Here is an 18,003-nt window from a genome sequence, read left to right as displayed (position 1 = left end):
ATCCTCCTATTAACATAAAGAATTTAACATATCTACTCTGATTTGATGACGTCCAGCGTCATATCCTGCTTTTAAGAATGCTTTAACACAGTTTAATGCATTCAATTTACCAACTACTTCGCTTCCTAATACGATAACGTTTGTATTGTTGTGTCTGTGAGTCATTTTAGCTGATTGCTCATCAGATACAGTTGCTGCGATGATATTTTTTTGTTTGTTCGCAAAGTTGAAAGGTGCAATACCGTAATTATCAATGATAATTGCTTTAGTACCTTCGTGTTCTTGAACATATTTAGTAACCTCAAATGTAATTTCAGCAATGTTAGTTGCTTTGCTGTTTACAGATAAGTCCTCGATTTCGTACTCAGCATCTGCTAAAGATTTTAGAATGAAATCTTTTAATTCTTTTGACTGTGAATCACTATGAATAACAATAGACATAATAAATCCTCCTGTTCGAAAATGTTTGATTTTGTGCTTATTTAAAATATACACTTTAGAGGATAATCTGTCAATTTGATAGATTGTTAAAAATGAGTAAAGATGTTGATAATAGGGGATATTCAAGTCATTGATATGCAAATTTTCATGAATTAGACAAAATAAAAAACGCACATTTTCATGTGCGTTTGTGTTCGTTTAGGGTTATAGAATTTCTGTAATTGTGCTGTATTTTTGTGTCAGCGGTTGTGTCATTGCGTCATCTGTAATAATCGCATCAATCGCATCTAGTTTATAGAAGACACTGAAAGCACGTGTGTTGAATTTCGAACTATCCGAAACCAGATATTTCTTAGTGGAACGATTCAATACAATTTCATTTGCTTTGCCTTCTTCTTCATTTGCTGTGGTCGCATCATTATCGCTGATGCCGTTCACACCGATAAATGCTTTATCTATATGCAGCTGTTCTAACATCGTGTTAGCAAGCTGACCGATAAAGGAACCGGTCTTCTTACGGTAACGGCCGCCGATTAATACGATATCCATATGTTCAAGTGCTTCGTATTGCTCAAAGATGTATAGTGAATTTGTAATAATACGAAGGTGCATATGCTTAATAAAAGGGAAGATTGCTTCGTTAGTCGTTCCAGATCCGATAAAAATAGTATCTTCGTTTTGAATTAAGCGACTGGCTTTTTCAGCAATCATACGCTTTTTATCACTATGAAGTGCTTTCTTCTCATCATTGGCCAATTCATTATAGAAGGTGTGCATAAGGACTGCACCGCCATGTACACGCACGAGGAGTGCTTTGTTTTCTAATTCTTTTAAATCACGTCTGATCGTCATAGGTGCAACATTCATAGCGTCAGATAATTCGCTCACACTGACACTGCCGTTTTCTTTCAGGCTTTTTAATATTTTTTGATGTCGTGCTTCTTTTAAATTCAATATAAATCACAACCTGGCTATTAATTTCAATTTTGTAATTATTATAGCATACAAGCAATGTTTAAATATGCAGAGACTATTTTGCGTGTGCTAATGCATCATAGAATAAGTGTTTGAATTTGCTTTTGTCTACTGCCAATACGACAGTCACAGGCTTTTCATCCGCATTATAATCTACCACCGTAGCACCTCTGGTGTGTTTACCATTCAGCTCGATATCTACATGCGCGTCTGCTGTCTTAAAGTCATCTGAATGCAAGAGGTATAACATCGTGTAGGCATCGTAAACAGCTAAGCCGCTGTCGAACTCATCTCCATGATAATGATTGAACATATGATACAGCATATCAGTTGTTTCATTGATGGACTTCAATTCCTCGATTGCTGAACTTGAAAGGCTTGCACCTCTTGCAACATCTAAGCCTACCATCGTGATAGGGAGGCCAGCTTTAAAGACGATGTCTGCTGCTTCAGGATCACAGTATATGTTGAATTCAGCAGCAGGTGTGACGTTGCCTCGACCAGCACTGCCGCCCATCAATACAATCTCTTTCACGTTTGTTTTAACTTCTGGATACGTTTTAAATAATAAAGCAATATTTGTCAGCGGACCGATTGGTACGATAGTAATCGGTGTATCAGCATTCAAAAGTGTCTCTTTCATTGCTTGAATGGCTGAATTAGATGACAGTAAGGATGGATCTGGTTCAGGCAGTTCATAACCGCCCATACCTGTTTCGCCATGGACATGAGAGGCATCAATAGGGTTGTTAATCAAAGGTGCTGCTGCGCCTCTGTGTACAGGGACTTCACTATTGAAGAATCCTTTAAGCTGCAATGCATTGCGTGTTGTTTTATCTATATTGACATTGCCATGTACTGTAGAAATCATTTTAACATCTATTTCAGGGTGATTGAGTGCGATACTGATAGCGGCCGCATCATCAATGCCTGGATCTGTATCTAAAATAATTGGAATAGTCATTTCTATATCCTCCTTCGATTTATTTAATAGGCTACTCTCATATTCTATAATCCTTCAGCTTATTAGTCTAAATTTATGTATAAAAAAACTGGCAGGGGAGAACCCTGCCAGTTTTGTGCATCATATATGCAATGTTATTACATATGAGCACTGTGTCCGCCGACCATAACCCAATAAGAACCGATAATAGTTACTAGGGTAATGATAATGGCGAAGATAACTTTGAATACTTGTGTGCGTCCATCGCGACCTTCAGTTAAGTGCATGAACATTAACAATTGAAGTGCTGCTTGGATAAACGCGAATCCAAAGATAATTGTAATCTTAGCATTAAGTGTCAATGATGTGTAAAGAGTCACGAAAACTGCTAATAGTGTCAAGACAATTGAGGCAATAAAGCCGACTGTGTGTTTTGCTATTGTACTCATCCGCTATACACCATCCCTATCATGTATACTGCAGTGAAGATGAAGACCCAAACAACATCTAAGAAGTGCCAGTATAAACTTACTATAAATAATTTAGGAGCATTGTCTGTATTAAGTCCGCGTCTTGCAACTTGGATTAATAAACAGATTACCCAACCGATACCTAATGAAACGTGGGCACCGTGTGTTCCTAACAGGATGAAGAAACTAGACCAGTAAGAACCGATTTGAGGTGTAACACCTTCATGAGCATAATGTGCGAACTCGTATATTTCTAAAGCTACGAATAACACACCAAGCAATACTGTGATAATCATCCAGATCATCATTAATTTTTGCTTTTCTTGTCTCATATAATAAATTGAAATACCACAAGTATATGAACTGATTAATAACGCGAATGTCATTAATAAGATAAGCGGTAATTCGAATAAATCAGTTGTAAGCATATTTGCGTAATCGCCACCATGCTGCATGATAAGCAATGTAGCAAATAGAGTACCGAATAAAGAGAATTCAGCTGTTAGGAAGATCCAAAAGCCAAACTTATTTACTTCACCTTCATGCGATTGTGCATCAATTGTTTTTGTATCATGCATGACTCTCAGCCTCCCGTTCTTTTTCACGAGCTTCACGAAGTTTTGCTTCAGTAGCAGCTACTTCAGAAGCTGGGATATAGTAACCATGGTCGACTTGGAAACTTCTGTAAACCATAGTGCCTAAAGTACCGATTAAGCAAATAATTGCAGGTACGATAGTTTCAAATGTTAAGAAGAATGAACCTACAGTTAAGAAGATAGCCATAAAGAATCCGACAGGTGTGTTGTTAGGCATGTGGATGTCTTTATAATTATGGTTATCTAAATAGTGACGGCCTTGTTTCTTCATGTCTACGAATGTATCTAAATCATCCCAGTCTGGAGTGATAGCGAAGTTGTACACTGGTGGAATTGATGAAGCTGTACTCCACTCAAGTGAACGTCCGATACCCCATGAGTCGCCAGAAGCGATACGTGGTTCTTTAAGGTGACTGTATACGATGTTGACTACTAAGAATAAGAAGCCGATTGACATCAATAAAGCACCGATTGTAGAAATTACGTTTAACATGAACCAACCGTCTGATGGCATGTAAGTGTATAAACGACGTGGCATACCATCTAAACCAAGAATGAATTGCGGCATGAAACAAACGTTGAATCCGATTACGAATAACCAGAAGAATGGTTTGTTCAAGCGTTCATTCAATTTGTAACCCATCATCTTAGGATACCAGAAGATAAGTGCTGCTAAACAAGCAAACACAACACCACAAACTAATGTGTAGTGGAAGTGGGCTACTAAGAAGTACGTATTATGGTACTGATAGTCTGTTGAAGCCATTGCTAACATTACCCCTGTTACCCCACCAATTGTGAATGTTGGGATGAACGCTAATGAGAATAGCATTGGCGATTCGAATGAAATTCGACCTTGGTATAGCGTAGCTAACCAGTTGAATATTTTAACACCGGTAGGCACAGCGATTAACATTGTTGAGATTGAGAAGAATGAGTTGATTAAAGGACCATTACCCATAGTGAAGAAATGGTGAACCCAAACTAAGAAACTCAAGAATGAGATAGCAGCTGTTGCCCAGATCATACTTTTATGACCGAATAAGTGTTTACGTGAGAACGTAGAGATAACGTCTGAGAAAATACCGAATGCTGGAAGGACAACGATGTATACTTCAGGGTGCCCCCAAACCCAGAAGAAGTTCGCCCAAAGCATTGGCATACCACCATTAGCAACTGTAAAGAATTGAGAACCGAAGATACGGTCAATTGTCATAAGTGCTAATGTAACTGTGAAAATAGGGAATACCAAGATAACGATTAATGCAGTAACGAAAGTTGTTACTGTGAACATTGGCATATCCATGAATTTCATAGTTGGTGTTTTCATTCGTAAGATTGTTACGAAGAAGTTAATACCTGTCATAAGTGTACCGATACCTGAAAGCTGAATCGCTAGCAAGTAGTAGTTGACACCAGGGCCAGGACTGAATTCACCGGCAAGCGGTGCGTAGTTAGTCCAACCTGCAGCAGGTGAACCACCGATAATGAATGACATGTTGAATAACAACATACCACCGAAGAATAACCAGAAACTGATGTTATTCATAACTGGGAATGCAACGTCGCGTGCACCGATTTGTAATGGTACAACAACGTTCCATAAACCGAAAATGAATGGCATTGCCATGAAGATAATCATGATAACACCGTGTGTAGTAAAGATTTCGTTATAGTGGTTTGATTCCAAGAATGGGTTGTTTGGAATCGTTAATTGCGTACGAATCAAGATCGCATCAATACCACCGCGGACGAACATTAATACAGCACAAATCAGATACATTAATCCGATTTTCTTATGGTCAATTGTTGTGAACCATTCTCTGTAAAGATATTTCCATAACTTAAAGTAAGTGATTACTGCGATTACACCGATAACTAAGAATGGAGCACCGATTTGGGCCATTGTAATCATCCAGTTACCATGTACGAGTAATTCATGCCATGGGAAATTCATTAATGTTCACCTCCATTGTTTTTCTTTTGAAGCTCTTCAGCTTTTTCGTCTTTTGAACCTTTGTGAGCTTTTTCCATTTCGTCCATATTATGAGATTCGCCTTTCTTGAACTCATTATCATATGGTTGGTCGTTCTTAAGAATCATAGCTTCCATACCATGACGTTTGTACATAGCATTAGTAACTTGAGACTTACGAGCTGGATATTTAGCATCCGGTTTGTCAAGTACGCCTTCAGTTACATCGTAGAAGTTCGGATCCTTAGGTGTGTAGTGGAAACGTTTATATGCATAGAAGATGTATTCAGGGTCTGCAGCTGGGTCCACAAACGCCATGTGCGTACCGCTGAATGTCAACTCTTCGTTTTTAGTTGTAGGCAGTAATTGTTTATCAAAAGCATCTTGTGAAATCTTAGGTGCTTTTTTAGCTTTTTCTACCCATTTGTTGAACTCTGAGTTGCTAACTGCTTTTACTGGGAATGTTTGACGAGCGAAACCTTCACCGTTGAAGTTTGAGTTACGTCCACGGAACGTACCTTCTTGGTCAGCTTCTAATGTCCATTCCATTGTCATAGCAGTCATTGCATATTTTTGACCGCCGAGTTGCGGAATCCAGAAACTTGTCATTGTGTCCATAGCTTGTAATTTGAACACGATTGGACGGTTCTTAGGAATCGTTAAATGATTCACTGTTTCGATTTTTTGCTCTGGATAAGCAAAGAACCATTTGAATCCTGCACTTGTTGCATAAACAACGACAGGGTCTTTGTCTTTTGCAGGCGGAGCATCATACTCATACAGTGTTTTTACTGTTGGAATTGCCAAAGCAAGTAAAATGATGAATGGTACGATGAACCAAATAGTTTCTAATAAAGTACTGTGATGTACTTTACCTGATTGTGTTGTATTTGAATAACGGTATTTATAAGCAAATACTGCGAATAGAACAAATACAACCACGACAATAACAAGCATAAAGATGATTGAATAAATGATCAGCCATTTTAAACTGCTTGCCATTGGCCCTTTTGGGTTAAGTACTTCCATATGTTCACAACCACTGAGTAAAATCAGTGAGCCGAACAATAGAAGCAAAGACTTGATTTTTGACACTTTATTGACCTCCTAATACTACAATTGTAGGGCTTAACAATAATTTTAGTTTATTACGCAATATTTACAAGTGGGTATAAGGATTTTTTTTAATAAAAAATAAAGAAAGCCTTACAGACACTAGGACTGACGGGCTTTCACAGATTTGTTAAATTTATGTGTCCATTTTGTGAATACTGACATAAATCGTGGAAAACACAAAAAAGGACGCTACAATTGAGAACCCTTATCAATTAAGGGCCTGAAGGAGATAGCGTCAAAATATAAAAATATAATTCAAGAATTTAATCAGAACAGTTATTATTTGACTTCTATGTAACGCTCTGAAATATCTTTTGCGCCATCAGAATCGATGACTTGATACTGAACTTTATATTTTCCTACAGTATTTGTATCAACGTGACCGCTGACTTTGATTTGATCAGTAAGGTCACCATCTTCTTTATCATATGCAGAAACGCCGTTAAGCAAATTATAATTTTCGCCTTTTTGAATAATTGCATCTTCAACGCCTTTAAGCTTTGGAACAGTATTATCCGTAGCTTCAGCATTTAAGTTTGGTGTAACTAATGTAGCTGAAACACCAAGAGCAGATAGTGACTGTAATAGTTTGTTCATTGTTTAAACCTCCGTATTCAATGGCTAATCATTAAATGGATAATAGTCGTACATCCCTTATCGTGAGGTGATGTGCATTTAAGTTATTTTTAATATATCGATTTTCATTCGTATTTTCATCCTACTATGGACCGAATCTTGCTAACAAGTCTTATTTTAGAGGTTTATTATGAAAATCAGATTAAAAAACTGTTAAATTTTGCGATTTGTCAAATATTTACTGTGTAAGAGAAGAAAAAATAAATAAGGGGATATAGAAAATCCGAATCTGCTTCTTAACAGAGCCTGTATCAGAACGAACATTCGTTCAGTTTGTTTCATAATTGTCACAATGTCTATAAAATATATGGAAAGATTTTGAACGATACCTCAATAATATTGTCTGTTATGTGAACTTGATTATTAAAAGTTTTAATTTCGACATAAACATATTATGATAGAAATGAGTCGAAGAGGGAGTGAAGTTTTATGTTATCTGAAAAAGATAAAGATATTATCAAACAAACAGTACCAGTTCTTCAAGAAAGAGGTGTGGAAATCACATCATTCTTCTATAACAGAATGTTTAATGAACATCCAGAACTTCGTAATATGTTCAACCAAACCAACCAGAAAAAAGGTTTGCAATCCACAGCCTTAGCTCAAACAGTATTAGCTGCAGCAGCGAATATTGAAAAATTAGGCGCAATCATGCCTGTAGTTAAAGAAATTGCTTACAAACACTGTGCGCTTCAAGTACCGGAATCAGGTTACAAAATTGTAGGTGAAAACTTAATCGCCGCAATTATGCACGTGTTGGATTTAAAAGAAGAAGATCCGATTATCCAAGCTTGGATCAATGCATATTGGGAAATTGCTGATGTTTTCATTCAAGTTGAAAAAGAAATGTATGCTGAAATGTTATGGGACGGCTTCCAACCTTTCTCAATTACAAATATTGAAAATGTAGCTTCTGATATTAAAGCATTCACAGTTTCATCTGATAAATATGATTTAAGCAATTTTGAAGCTGGACAATATATTACTGTAGATGTATCAAGCGAAAAACTTCCATATAGAGCAAAACGCCACTATTCAATTGTAGGCGGAGATGAAGATACATTAACATTTGCGGTTAAACGCGATGTATCAGAAGACAATGAAGGTGAAGTTTCAACTATCCTTCATGATGAATTCAAAGTCGGAGATGACATTAATTTATCAGCGCCAGTCGGAGCATTCAGATTGCACAACACTGATAAAGATCAATTATTACTCGCTTCAGGTATTGGTGTTACACCATTAGTTTCAATGTTTGAAAAAGCCATTGAAGTTGATGCGCCTAGCATTCAATTCATTCACAATGTCAAAGATATTAACGATGTGCCGTTTGCACAACGCTTATCTAATGACGCTGAAGAAAATGATCATGCTTCTTATGAAGTTCATGATCGCGAAGCAGACGGTTATATTACAAAAGAACATTTAAAACAATATATCTCAAAAGATACAGAAGTTTATGTATGCGGCGGTATTCCATTCTTAAAATCAATTGTGAACGAACTTTATGAATTAGGTGTAGATAAATCTCAAATTCATTTCGAAACATTCATTCCGCGTTTAAGTGTAGAAGTATAATCGCAACTTAAAACAAATTACTGAAATTATGGGAGCTGCTTATTCCGAATGTTGTCGGAGTAAGCAGCTCCTTTTTTCGTACTTCAAATCATGTCAAAAAGTGTTCATCGTGAATAAAGATTGATATGATATGTAGAAAAGAAGGGGGATTTTACATATGGATAAAACAAACAAATTATTAAAAACTTTAACAGATGTGAATGGTACAGCAGGTCATGAGTACAAGGTTAAAAAAGTAATGAAAGATTATTTAGAACCTGTATCAGATGAACTAGTTGAGGATAATTTAGGCGGTATCTTCGGTAAGAAGAAAGCAGCAAAAGGATCTAAAACAGTTATGGTTGCGGGACATTTAGATGAAGTAGGATTTATGGTGACTCAAATCGATGACAACGGCTTCTTGAAATTCATTCCGGTTGGCGGTTGGTGGAACCAAGTCATGTTATCTCAAAAAGTTACAGTAACAACTGACGATGATAAAGAAATCAGAGGGATTATCGGATCTAAACCGCCGCATGTGCTGACACCTGAACAAAGAAAAGCACCGATTGATATGAAAGAAATGTTTATCGATATTGGCGTGAAATCAAAAGAGGAAGCGCAAAAATTAGGGGTAGATATCGGTGACATGGTAACACCATATTCTGAGTTTGAAGTATTAGGCAACGATGATTATTTAACTGCTAAAGCATTTGACAACCGTTTTGGTTGCGCACTGGCTGTTGAAACATTAAATCATTTAAAGGATACGTCAATCAATATTGATTTAGTGTCAGGTGCCACAGTACAAGAAGAAGTAGGGTTGCGCGGTGCGAAAGTCGCAGCGAACAAAATCAAGCCGGATTTAGCGATTGCAGTAGATGTCGGCATTGCTTATGATACGCCGGGAATGGGCGGAGGCATGCATGAAGCAGAATTAGGCAAAGGACCTTTAGTTGTGATGATGGATGCTTCTGTTATTGGACATTCTGGTTTCAGAAAACACGTTAAAAAAGTTGCAGAAGAAAAAGGAATTGAAGTGCAATGGGATACAACGCCAGGCGGCGGTACAGATGCCGGCAGTATCCATTTAGCGAATGAAGGAATTCCATCTATTGTTATCGGTGTTCCGTTACGCTACATGCACTCTAATGTTTCTGTAATGCATAAACAAGATTATCTTAATGCTGTAAAACTAGTAACAGAAGTTGTGAAATCATTAGATGATGAAACAGTAGACAATATTATTTGGTAAGTACAAAAGACGAACATTCTTGATTGAGAATAAAAGAAAACACGTATTTTCTATCAAGAGATAGCATATAAAAAAACGGGCGGCTTGCTTAATTAAAAGCAAACCGTCCGTTTTATTTTAGATACCCCTCAATGTATCTGTTATATAACGCAGTGTCTTATTTGTTTAAGCCTCTGCGCATTTTTTCTGCTAATAAAGTGTTGTTTAATACCATAGTGATTGTCATTGGGCCTACACCGCCAGGAACTGGAGTGATTGCGCCTGCAACTTCTTTCACTTCGTCGTATTCAACGTCACCTTTTAATTTGCCGTTTTCATCTGGAGTATTACCTACGTCGATGACTACAGCGCCTTCTTTAACGTCATCTTTCGTAACTAAACCAGGACGTCCAACAGCACTTACAATTACATCCGCATTTTTAAGATGTCTGCTCATGTCTTTAGAACGTGAGTGCAAGATAGTAACTGTTGCGTTTTCTTGAAGCAACAATTTAGAAACAGGTTGGCCCACGATGTGTGAACGTCCGATAACAACTGCTTCTTTACCTTCTAAATCAATATCCGCATTTTTCAATAATTCCATAACACCAAGCGGTGTACAAGGTACAAATGTTTGTTCATCAATATATAATTTACCGATGTTTGCCGGGTGGAAGCCGTCAACGTCTTTTTCAGGGTTGATTGCTTCTAATACTTTTTGTTCGCTTACTTGTTTTGGAAGCGGAACTTGTACAAGAATACCGCTGACTGAATCATCATTGTTCAAGCGTTCTAATTCGCTTAATACATCTTCTTCTGAAGTTGATTCATCTAAATGAACAATTTCAGAAATCATGCCGATTTTTTCAGCAGCTTTCTTTTTTGATCTTACATAGCTCATGCTTGCGCCGTCGTTACCTACAAGAATAACGGAAAGTTTTGGCGTATAGCCCTCTTTTTTTAACGCTTCAACTTGATCTTGCAATCCTTGACGATAATCTTTAGCAATTTGCTTGCCATCTAAAATTTTTGCAACCATGTGTAAATTCCTCCTAATATTTTTCGAACTTTCCTTGACATTAAGAAGTGTAAATCAACCATTTTCCGATAAAAACCGGAATTTTGATTGAATATTCATCAGAAAGTTCGATTTTTGATTGAAAAAGCATGACCTGATTTGTTATGCTATATCTGTAATATACAACTTACTAGATTAAAATTTCAAATAATTGAAAGGGTGTTCAATTTGAAAGTGGCAGTTATTATGGGCAGCTCCTCTGACTGGGACATGATGTCAGAAAGTTGCCAGATGTTAGATCAATTCGGAATTCCGTATGATAAGAAGGTTGTTTCTGCACATCGTACACCGAAACTTATGTTTGATTTTGCGACTGAAGCAAGATTAAACGGTTATGATGTCATCATTGCAGGAGCAGGCGGCGCAGCACATTTACCAGGTATGGTTGCTTCTATGACAACATTGCCTGTTATCGGAGTACCAATTGAATCTAAGAGTCTAAAAGGTTTAGATTCATTACTTTCAATCGTCCAAATGCCTGGCGGCATTCCAGTTGCGACAACAGCAATCGGAAAAGCAGGTGCGAAAAACGCTGGAATTCTTGCAGCTAGAATCTTAAGTATTCAAAGCGATGAAGTAAAAGAGAAATTAGAAGCTTACCAACAATCACTAGTCGATAAAGTAGGAGAGATGCAAAGTGAACTTCAGTAAATTAAAGTTTGGATCAACTGTCGGAATCATCGGCGGCGGGCAACTTGGAAAAATGATGGCACAATCAGCTCAAAAGATGGGCTTCAGAGTCATTGTTCTCGATCCTGACAAAGAAGCACCGTGCCAATATGTAGCACACGAATTTATTAATGCAGCTTATGATGACTTAGATGCATTAAGACAACTAGGTGAAGCTTCTGATGTTGTAACATATGAGTTTGAAAATATTGCTGCAGATCAATTAGAAACACTCACGAAAGAATTTAATGTGCCTCAAGGTTATCAAGCAATTCATTTATTGCAAGACCGTTTGACTGAAAAGCAGACATTAGAATCAGCCGGAACAAAAATCGTTCCTTATGCACAATTAACAAATGCAGAAGATCTTGACGCAACAGTAGAAAAATTAGGCTATCCGTTCATGGTTAAAACACGCTTCGGCGGATACGACGGCAAAGGCCAAATCTTAGTCCGCTCAGCAGAAGACTTGGACGAAGCTAAAGCGTTAATCGAAGTACAAGAATGTGTAGCTGAAAAATTCTTAGACTTATATAAAGAAGTTTCATTAACCGTAACAATCGGAAATGGCGGCCAAATCGTTTATTTCCCATTACAAGAAAACGAACACCGCAATCAAGTTTTATTCAAGACTATCGTACCGGCACGTTCTGACAAAGAAGCAGAAGCACGTGCTGAAGTAGATAAAATCAAAGAAAAAGTGCATTTTGTGGGTACATTTACAGTAGAGTTCTTTATTGATAAGGACAACAACTTATATGTAAACGAAATTGCACCAAGACCGCACAACTCTGGCCATTACTCAATCGAGGCATGTGACTTCTCTCAATTTGATACACATATCTTAGCGGTAACTGGACAGAAACTGCCAGAACGCATTGAAATTTTAAAACCAGCTGTAATGATGAATTTGCTTGGTAAAGATTTAGATTTATTAGAAGACGACTTCGGAGATCATCCGGAATGGCATGTTCATATTTATGGCAAAGCATCAAGAAAACCATCAAGAAAAATGGGCCACATGACAGTTTTAACTGATGACATTGATAAAACTGAACAAGACATGTTGGCAACCTTTAAGGGAGGAGCACAATAATGTCATTATTATATGAAGGAAAAGCCAAACGTATTTATTCAACAGAAGAAGATGGAGTTTTACGCGTAGAATACAAAGACGAAGTTACAGCAGGAAACGGTGCTAAAAAAGACCACATCGATGGTAAAGGCCGTTTAAACAACAAAATTACTTCAATTATTTTTGAACACCTTAAAGAACACGGCATTAAAAGCCACTTTATCAAACAAACTTCTGAAACTGAACAATTAGTACAAGCAGTCAAAATTATTCCTTTAGAGGTTGTTGTACGCAACATTGCAGCAGGTTCTATTACAAGAAGATTAGGTTTTGATAAAGGACATGAATTTAAAACACCGCTTGTTGAATTTTTCTATAAAAACGATGCTTTAAATGATCCTTTAATCACTGATGACCATATTAAATTGCTCAACATTGCAAACGAAGAAGAAATTGCAACATTGAAACAAATGGCTTTAGGTGTCAACCAAGCCTTGCTTGATTTATTAAGCAGCATTAACTTAAGATTAGTAGACTTTAAAATTGAATTCGGCCGTACAAAAGACGGTCACATTTTATTAGCTGACGAAATTTCACCTGATACATGCCGTATCTGGGAAAAAGACAGCGATACTAACTTTGACAAAGACGTTTACCGTGAAGACCGCGGTTCAATTATCGAAACTTACCAAACTTTCTTAAATAAACTGGAGGATCTTAAATAATGAAAACTATCGAATTGCACATCACATTACAACCACAGGTACTAGATACACAAGGACAAGCACTTAACCGTGCAGTACATGACTTAGGCTACAACCAAGTGAATGATATCCGTGTAGGTAAATTACTTTATATGACAGTGGATGAAGCAACAGATGAAGCGGTTCATAATATCGTTACAACATTAAGTGAAAAATTATTCGCAAACACTGTAATTGAAGAGTACAGCTATAAAGTACTCGATGAAAAGGAGAATGCATAATGAAATTCGCAGTACTTGTATTCCCTGGTTCAAACTGTGACAGAGACATGTTAAATGCAGCTTTGAAAACAGGTGCAGAAGCAGAATATGTAGATTACCGCGCAACTTCTTTAGAAGGTTTTGACGGTGTATTAATCCCTGGCGGATTCTCTTTCGGAGATTACTTGCGCTCAGGCGCGATGGCGAGTGTTGCACCCGTTATCAAAGAAGTGAAACGCTTTGCAGAAGAAGGCAAACCTGTACTTGGTGTTTGCAACGGCTTCCAAATTTTAACGGAAATTGGTTTATTACCAGGCGCATTATTACACAACGATTCTCATTTATTCGTAAGCCGTAATGAAGAATTGAAAGTAGTGAACAACACTACACCTTTCACTAAAGATTATGCTGAAAACGAAACAGTGATTTATCCAGTTGCACATGGTGAAGGCAACTATTACTGTACAGAAGAAATGTACAAAGCATTAGAAGCAAACAATCAAATTATCTTGAAATATGCACACAATCCAAACGGATCATATGATGATATTGCCGGAATTGTTAACGAAAAAGGTAATGTTTGCGGAATGATGCCTCACCCAGAACGTGCTTTAGAAGCAATTTTAGGAACAGACGATGGCGTAAAATTATTTGAGTCAATGGTAAATAGTTGGAGGGAACAAAATGCCTAAGTTTATTGAACCAAGTATCGAAGAAATCAAATCAGAACATTTATACCGTGATATGGGATTAACAGATGCTGAATATGATAAAGTTGTTGAAATCCTAGGACGTCAGCCAAACTTTACAGAAATCGGTATCTTCTCAGTAATGTGGAGTGAACACTGCTCATACAAACACTCTAAACCTTTCTTGACTCAGTTCCCTACATCAGGCGAGCATGTCTTAATGGGACCTGGTGAAGGTGCTGGTGTTGTAGATATCGGTGACAACCAAGCAGTAGTATTCAAAGTTGAATCACATAACCACCCATCTGCAATCGAACCTTACCAAGGTGCAGCAACAGGTGTGGGCGGTATTATCCGTGACATCGTTTCAATCGGTGCGCGTCCGATCAACTTATTAAACAGCTTGCGTTTCGGTGAATTAGACGAAGTTCAAAACCGTACATTATTACGCGGTGTTGTAGCTGGTATCGGCGGATACGGCAACTGTATCGGTATCCCGACAACTGCAGGGGAAATCGAATTCGATGAACGTTATGACGGCAACCCGTTAGTTAACGCTATGTGCGTAGGTATCATCGACCACGATAAAATCCAAAAAGGTACTGCAAAAGGTAAAGGCAACTCTGTTATTTATGTAGGTTTGAAAACTGGCCGTGACGGTATCCATGGTGCTACATTCGCTTCTGAAGAATTAAGCGAAGAAAGCGAAAGCAAACGTCCTTCAGTACAAATCGGCGACCCATTCGTTGGTAAAAAATTAATGGAAGCAACGCTTGAAGCGATTACTTTCCCAGAATTAGTAGGTATTCAAGATATGGGTGCTGCTGGTTTAACATCATCTTCTTCAGAAATGGCAGCTAAAGGCGGCAGCGGTATGCATATGCGTTTAGACCAAGTGCCTGTACGTGAAGAAGGTATCTCACCTTATGAAATGATGCTTTCAGAAACACAAGAGCGTATGTTGTTAGTAGTTGAAAAAGGTACTGAACAAAAATTCTTAGACTTATTTGAAAAGCATGAACTAGACAGTGCAATTATCGGTGAAGTTACAGATACTGATCGTTTCGTTCTTACTTATGAAGACGAAGTTTATGCAGATATTCCTGTACAACCATTATCTGATGAAGCTCCTGTATACATTTTAGAAGGGGAAGAAAAAGAATATAACACTTCTAAAAATGATTACAGCAAAGTAGATGTGAACGATGTATTCCACAAATTATTAGCACATCCAACAATTGCTTCTAAACGTTATTTATATGAACAATACGATCAACAAGTGGGTGCAAACACTGTTATCAAACCAGGCTTGCAAGCATCTGTTGTACGTGTTGAAGGTACAAATAAAGCTGTTGCTTCAACTATCGATGGTGAAGCACGTTACGTATTCAACCAACCATACGAAGGCGGTAAAATGGTCGTTGCTGAAGCATACCGCAACTTAATTGCTGTAGGTGCAACACCACTTGCAATGACAGACTGCTTAAACTATGGTTCTCCAGAGAAAAAAGAAATCTATCAACAACTTGCTGATTCTACAAAAGGTATGGCTGAAGCATGTGAAGTACTTAAAACACCTGTTGTTTCAGGTAACGTTTCACTTTATAACGAAACACGCGGTACATCGATCTTCCCAACACCTGTAGTAGGTATGGTGGGCTTAATCGAAGACATTGATTACTTAAAAGATTTCCAACCGCATGCTGGCGATAAATTATATGTTGTAGGCGAAACACGCGACGATTTCGGCGGCAGCCAAATCGAAAAATTATTATACAGCAAAGTCAACCATGAATCAGAAGCTATCGACTTATCAAATGAAGTTGAAAAAGGCGAACAAATCAAAGAAGCTGTCAGAAACGGCAAAGCTTCTCATGTCCAAACTGTAGGTAAAGGCGGCTTACTGATTTCATTAGCTAGAATCAGTGCTCACTACGGTTTAGGTGTAGACGCAAAATTAGACGTGTCAGACGCTCAATTATTCAGTGAAACACAAGGCCGATACATTGTTGCTGTTAAAGAAGGACAATCGCTAGATATTCCAAACGCACAAGAAATTGGAACTATCACTGAGGATGGCAAGTTCAAAGTAACAAACGGTCAAACTACTGTAGAAGAAAACGTGTCGACGTTAAACGAAATTTGGGAAGGAGCAATTCCTCAATGTATGACATCCGCGGATTAAATGAAGAATGTGGAGTCTTTGGCATATGGAATCATCCCCATGCAGCAACTTTAACTTACATGGCGTTGCATAGCTTGCAGCACCGTGGCCAAGAAGGTGCTGGTATCGTGTGCTCAAACGGAGAAAATCTGTTTGGCGCACGCGGCATGGGTTTGTTGACTGAGGCGATTTCAGACGCACAGCTAGAATCATTGCAAGGTTATCAGCATGCGATCGGTCACGTTCGCTATGCGACAACAGGTGCAAGCGAAATTGCAAATGTACAACCATTTTTATTCAAACATTCAAAAGGCGATTTAGGTCTTGCGCATAACGGCAACTTAACGAATGCAGTGAAAATACGTCATGCTTTAGAATCTGAAGGCAGTGTTTTCCAAACAACAAGCGATTCAGAAGTGTTAGCGCATTTATTGATTAAAGGCAACTCGCCTAATATCAAAACGAACCAAAAAGCAGCCTTGAACCAAGTTAAAGGTGCATTCAGCTGTGTCATGCTGAATACGAATCAATTAGCAGCGGTCAGAGATAACAATGGTGTACGTCCATTAATGCTTGGCGAAGTTGACGGTGCGTATTGCGTAGCCAGTGAAACATGTGCATTCCAAGCAATTGGCGCAACTTATATCAGAGATATCGAACCGGGTGAATTAATCACATTCAGCGGTGAACATGATATAGATTATGATTATTATTCAACTGATATCAATCATAATATGTGTTCTATGGAATATGTGTACTTTGCACGTCCTGATTCAGAATTCCATAAACATTCAATTTACAATGTGCGTAAAGCATTAGGTAAGAAATTAGCAAGTGAAATGGGCATTGATGCGGATATCGTAATTGGTGTTCCTGATTCGTCATTACAAGCAGCGAAAGGTTTCGCGGAATATTCAGGTATTCCTAACGAACAAGGCTTGCTTAAAAACCGTTACATCGGCCGTACTTTCATTACGCCTGATCAAAGTGTACGCGAGAAACAAGTACGCATGAAACACTCTCCAATCAGAGATGTCATTGAAGGCAAACGTGTCGTTGTGATTGATGACTCGATTGTACGCGGTACAACAAGCAAATATATCGTGAAGGCTTTAAAATCTGCAGGAGCGAAAGAAGTACATATGGGTATTTCATCACCTCCGCTTGTGGATCCTTGCTATTACGGTATTGATGTCTCTACACATGCAGAATTAATGGCAGCACAGCATTCTGTTGAAGAGATTAAAGAAATGATCGGTGCAGATTCCTTAACTTACTTATCTGTTGAAGGTATGCACGAAGTCTTTAAAGAATTCGATTCAAAAGGCGAGTGTGATGCTTGCTTTACAGGCAACTATCCTATCGAAATTGTTGACCATCAATTACCAGAAGTTAAAGAACTGAAAAGAAGAGGAGTGTAAA

The 18,003-nt window shown here is 38.0% G+C and carries 18 protein-coding genes; 9 read left to right on the top strand and 9 right to left on the bottom strand.

The features are described 5' to 3' along the window. Positions 1-9: 9 nt before the first annotated feature. The 8 genes from DVJ99_RS06865 to DVJ99_RS06830 all read right to left on the bottom strand — a co-directional run bounded on the left by DVJ99_RS06865 (position 10) and on the right by DVJ99_RS06830 (position 7,112). Positions 10-441, bottom strand: coding sequence for an RpiB/LacA/LacB family sugar-phosphate isomerase (locus tag DVJ99_RS06865; protein ID WP_105993765.1), 432 nt, complete (start codon positions 439-441; stop codon positions 10-12). 204 nt (positions 442-645) lie between these two features. Next, positions 646-1,395 (bottom strand): DeoR/GlpR family DNA-binding transcription regulator, encoded by a 750-nt coding sequence (locus DVJ99_RS06860; protein WP_114603670.1) that lies wholly within the window; start codon positions 1,393-1,395, stop codon positions 646-648. A 76-nt stretch (positions 1,396-1,471) separates the two neighbouring features. After that, positions 1,472-2,380 carry a ribonucleoside hydrolase RihC gene (gene rihC / locus DVJ99_RS06855; protein ID WP_114603669.1) on the bottom strand — a complete coding sequence of 303 codons (909 nt, stop codon included), beginning with the start codon at positions 2,378-2,380 and terminating at the stop codon, positions 1,472-1,474. Positions 2,381-2,517: 137 nt separating this feature from the next. Next, complete coding sequence (gene qoxD / locus DVJ99_RS06850) at positions 2,518-2,808, bottom strand: cytochrome aa3 quinol oxidase subunit IV (protein WP_114603668.1); 291 nt, start codon at positions 2,806-2,808, stop codon at positions 2,518-2,520. Next, on the bottom strand, positions 2,805-3,407 hold the full coding sequence (qoxC, locus tag DVJ99_RS06845) for a cytochrome aa3 quinol oxidase subunit III (protein WP_105993769.1): 603 nt from the start codon (positions 3,405-3,407) through the stop codon (positions 2,805-2,807). Before qoxC ends, qoxD begins: the two co-directional genes overlap by 4 nt. After that, complete coding sequence (qoxB, locus tag DVJ99_RS06840; RefSeq protein ID WP_114603667.1) at positions 3,400-5,382, bottom strand: cytochrome aa3 quinol oxidase subunit I; 1,983 nt, start codon at positions 5,380-5,382, stop codon at positions 3,400-3,402. Before qoxB ends, qoxC begins: the two co-directional genes overlap by 8 nt. Then, complete coding sequence (gene qoxA / locus DVJ99_RS06835) at positions 5,382-6,494, bottom strand: cytochrome aa3 quinol oxidase subunit II (RefSeq protein WP_114603666.1); 1,113 nt, start codon at positions 6,492-6,494, stop codon at positions 5,382-5,384. Before qoxA ends, qoxB begins: the two co-directional genes overlap by 1 nt. 300 nt (positions 6,495-6,794) lie before the next feature. Continuing rightward, the gene (locus tag DVJ99_RS06830) at positions 6,795-7,112 is read right to left on the bottom strand and encodes a DUF5011 domain-containing protein (RefSeq protein WP_105993772.1); all 318 of its coding nucleotides are present in this window, start codon (positions 7,110-7,112) and stop codon (positions 6,795-6,797) included. Positions 7,113-7,580: 468 nt separating this feature from the next. On the opposite strand from DVJ99_RS06830, the gene DVJ99_RS06825 reads away from it, so the two are divergent. Next, positions 7,581-8,729 (top strand): globin domain-containing protein, encoded by a 1,149-nt coding sequence (locus DVJ99_RS06825; protein ID WP_114603665.1) that lies wholly within the window; start codon positions 7,581-7,583, stop codon positions 8,727-8,729. Positions 8,730-8,886: 157 nt separating this feature from the next. Then, positions 8,887-9,963 carry a M42 family metallopeptidase gene (locus DVJ99_RS06820; RefSeq protein ID WP_114603664.1) on the top strand — a complete coding sequence of 359 codons (1,077 nt, stop codon included), beginning with the start codon at positions 8,887-8,889 and terminating at the stop codon, positions 9,961-9,963. Positions 9,964-10,120: 157 nt separating this feature from the next. Here DVJ99_RS06820 and folD read toward each other — a convergent pair whose 3' ends face one another. After that, on the bottom strand, positions 10,121-10,981 hold the full coding sequence (folD, locus tag DVJ99_RS06815) for a bifunctional methylenetetrahydrofolate dehydrogenase/methenyltetrahydrofolate cyclohydrolase FolD (protein ID WP_114603663.1): 861 nt from the start codon (positions 10,979-10,981) through the stop codon (positions 10,121-10,123). 207 nt (positions 10,982-11,188) lie between these two features. Here folD and purE point away from each other — a divergent pair, with 207 nt between their 5' ends. The 7 genes from purE to purF are packed head-to-tail and all read left to right on the top strand — an operon-like array spanning position 11,189 to position 18,002. Next, the gene (gene purE / locus DVJ99_RS06810; protein ID WP_002480494.1) at positions 11,189-11,671 is read left to right on the top strand and encodes a 5-(carboxyamino)imidazole ribonucleotide mutase; all 483 of its coding nucleotides are present in this window, start codon (positions 11,189-11,191) and stop codon (positions 11,669-11,671) included. After that, entirely contained in the window at positions 11,658-12,785 is a 1,128-nt protein-coding gene (gene purK / locus DVJ99_RS06805; RefSeq protein WP_114603662.1) for a 5-(carboxyamino)imidazole ribonucleotide synthase, read from the top strand. The genes purE and purK overlap by 14 nt, the downstream gene beginning before the upstream one ends. After that, on the top strand, positions 12,785-13,489 hold the full coding sequence (gene purC, locus DVJ99_RS06800; protein WP_105993778.1) for a phosphoribosylaminoimidazolesuccinocarboxamide synthase: 705 nt from the start codon (positions 12,785-12,787) through the stop codon (positions 13,487-13,489). Before purK ends, purC begins: the two co-directional genes overlap by 1 nt. Further along, entirely contained in the window at positions 13,489-13,749 is a 261-nt protein-coding gene (purS, locus tag DVJ99_RS06795) for a phosphoribosylformylglycinamidine synthase subunit PurS (protein WP_105993779.1), read from the top strand. The genes purC and purS overlap by 1 nt, the downstream gene beginning before the upstream one ends. Beyond that, positions 13,749-14,420 carry a phosphoribosylformylglycinamidine synthase subunit PurQ gene (gene purQ, locus DVJ99_RS06790; protein ID WP_105993780.1) on the top strand — a complete coding sequence of 224 codons (672 nt, stop codon included), beginning with the start codon at positions 13,749-13,751 and terminating at the stop codon, positions 14,418-14,420. Before purS ends, purQ begins: the two co-directional genes overlap by 1 nt. Further along, positions 14,413-16,602, top strand: a complete 2,190-nt coding sequence (purL, locus tag DVJ99_RS06785) for a phosphoribosylformylglycinamidine synthase subunit PurL (RefSeq protein ID WP_114603661.1) — start codon at positions 14,413-14,415, stop codon at positions 16,600-16,602. Before purQ ends, purL begins: the two co-directional genes overlap by 8 nt. Continuing rightward, positions 16,581-18,002: an amidophosphoribosyltransferase gene (gene purF / locus DVJ99_RS06780; RefSeq protein WP_114603660.1), complete on the top strand. Its 1,422-nt coding sequence runs from the start codon at positions 16,581-16,583 to the stop codon at positions 18,000-18,002. The genes purL and purF overlap by 22 nt, the downstream gene beginning before the upstream one ends. The last annotated feature ends 1 nt before the right edge of the window (position 18,003 follow it).

Source organism: Staphylococcus sp. EZ-P03, from assembly GCF_003344575.1.
GTDB classification, from domain to species: Bacteria; Bacillota; Bacilli; order Staphylococcales; family Staphylococcaceae; genus Staphylococcus; species Staphylococcus simulans_B.
The sequence above is the reverse complement of the archived record's forward strand: the minus strand, read 5'-3'. Positions and strand labels throughout refer to the sequence as shown.

What these genes read in the sequence shown, in the direction of transcription:
- DVJ99_RS06865 (WP_105993765.1), bottom strand. Translation starts at nt 441, where the DNA reads ATGTCTATTGTTATTCATAGTGATTCACAGTCAAAAGAATTAAAAGAT.
- rihC (WP_114603669.1), bottom strand. Translation starts at nt 2,380, where the DNA reads ATGACTATTCCAATTATTTTAGATACAGATCCAGGCATTGATGATGCG.
- qoxD (WP_114603668.1), bottom strand. Translation starts at nt 2,808, where the DNA reads ATGAGTACAATAGCAAAACACACAGTCGGCTTTATTGCCTCAATTGTC.
- qoxC (WP_105993769.1), bottom strand. Translation starts at nt 3,407, where the DNA reads ATGCATGATACAAAAACAATTGATGCACAATCGCATGAAGGTGAAGTA.
- qoxB (WP_114603667.1), bottom strand. Translation starts at nt 5,382, where the DNA reads ATGAATTTCCCATGGCATGAATTACTCGTACATGGTAACTGGATGATT.
- DVJ99_RS06830 (WP_105993772.1), bottom strand. Translation starts at nt 7,112, where the DNA reads ATGAACAAACTATTACAGTCACTATCTGCTCTTGGTGTTTCAGCTACA.
- DVJ99_RS06825 (WP_114603665.1), top strand. Translation starts at nt 7,581, where the DNA reads ATGTTATCTGAAAAAGATAAAGATATTATCAAACAAACAGTACCAGTT.
- DVJ99_RS06820 (WP_114603664.1), top strand. Translation starts at nt 8,887, where the DNA reads ATGGATAAAACAAACAAATTATTAAAAACTTTAACAGATGTGAATGGT.
- folD (WP_114603663.1), bottom strand. Translation starts at nt 10,981, where the DNA reads ATGGTTGCAAAAATTTTAGATGGCAAGCAAATTGCTAAAGATTATCGT.
- purC (WP_105993778.1), top strand. Translation starts at nt 12,785, where the DNA reads ATGTCATTATTATATGAAGGAAAAGCCAAACGTATTTATTCAACAGAA.
- purS (WP_105993779.1), top strand. Translation starts at nt 13,489, where the DNA reads ATGAAAACTATCGAATTGCACATCACATTACAACCACAGGTACTAGAT.
- purQ (WP_105993780.1), top strand. Translation starts at nt 13,749, where the DNA reads ATGAAATTCGCAGTACTTGTATTCCCTGGTTCAAACTGTGACAGAGAC.
- purL (WP_114603661.1), top strand. Translation starts at nt 14,413, where the DNA reads ATGCCTAAGTTTATTGAACCAAGTATCGAAGAAATCAAATCAGAACAT.
- purF (WP_114603660.1), top strand. Translation starts at nt 16,581, where the DNA reads ATGTATGACATCCGCGGATTAAATGAAGAATGTGGAGTCTTTGGCATA.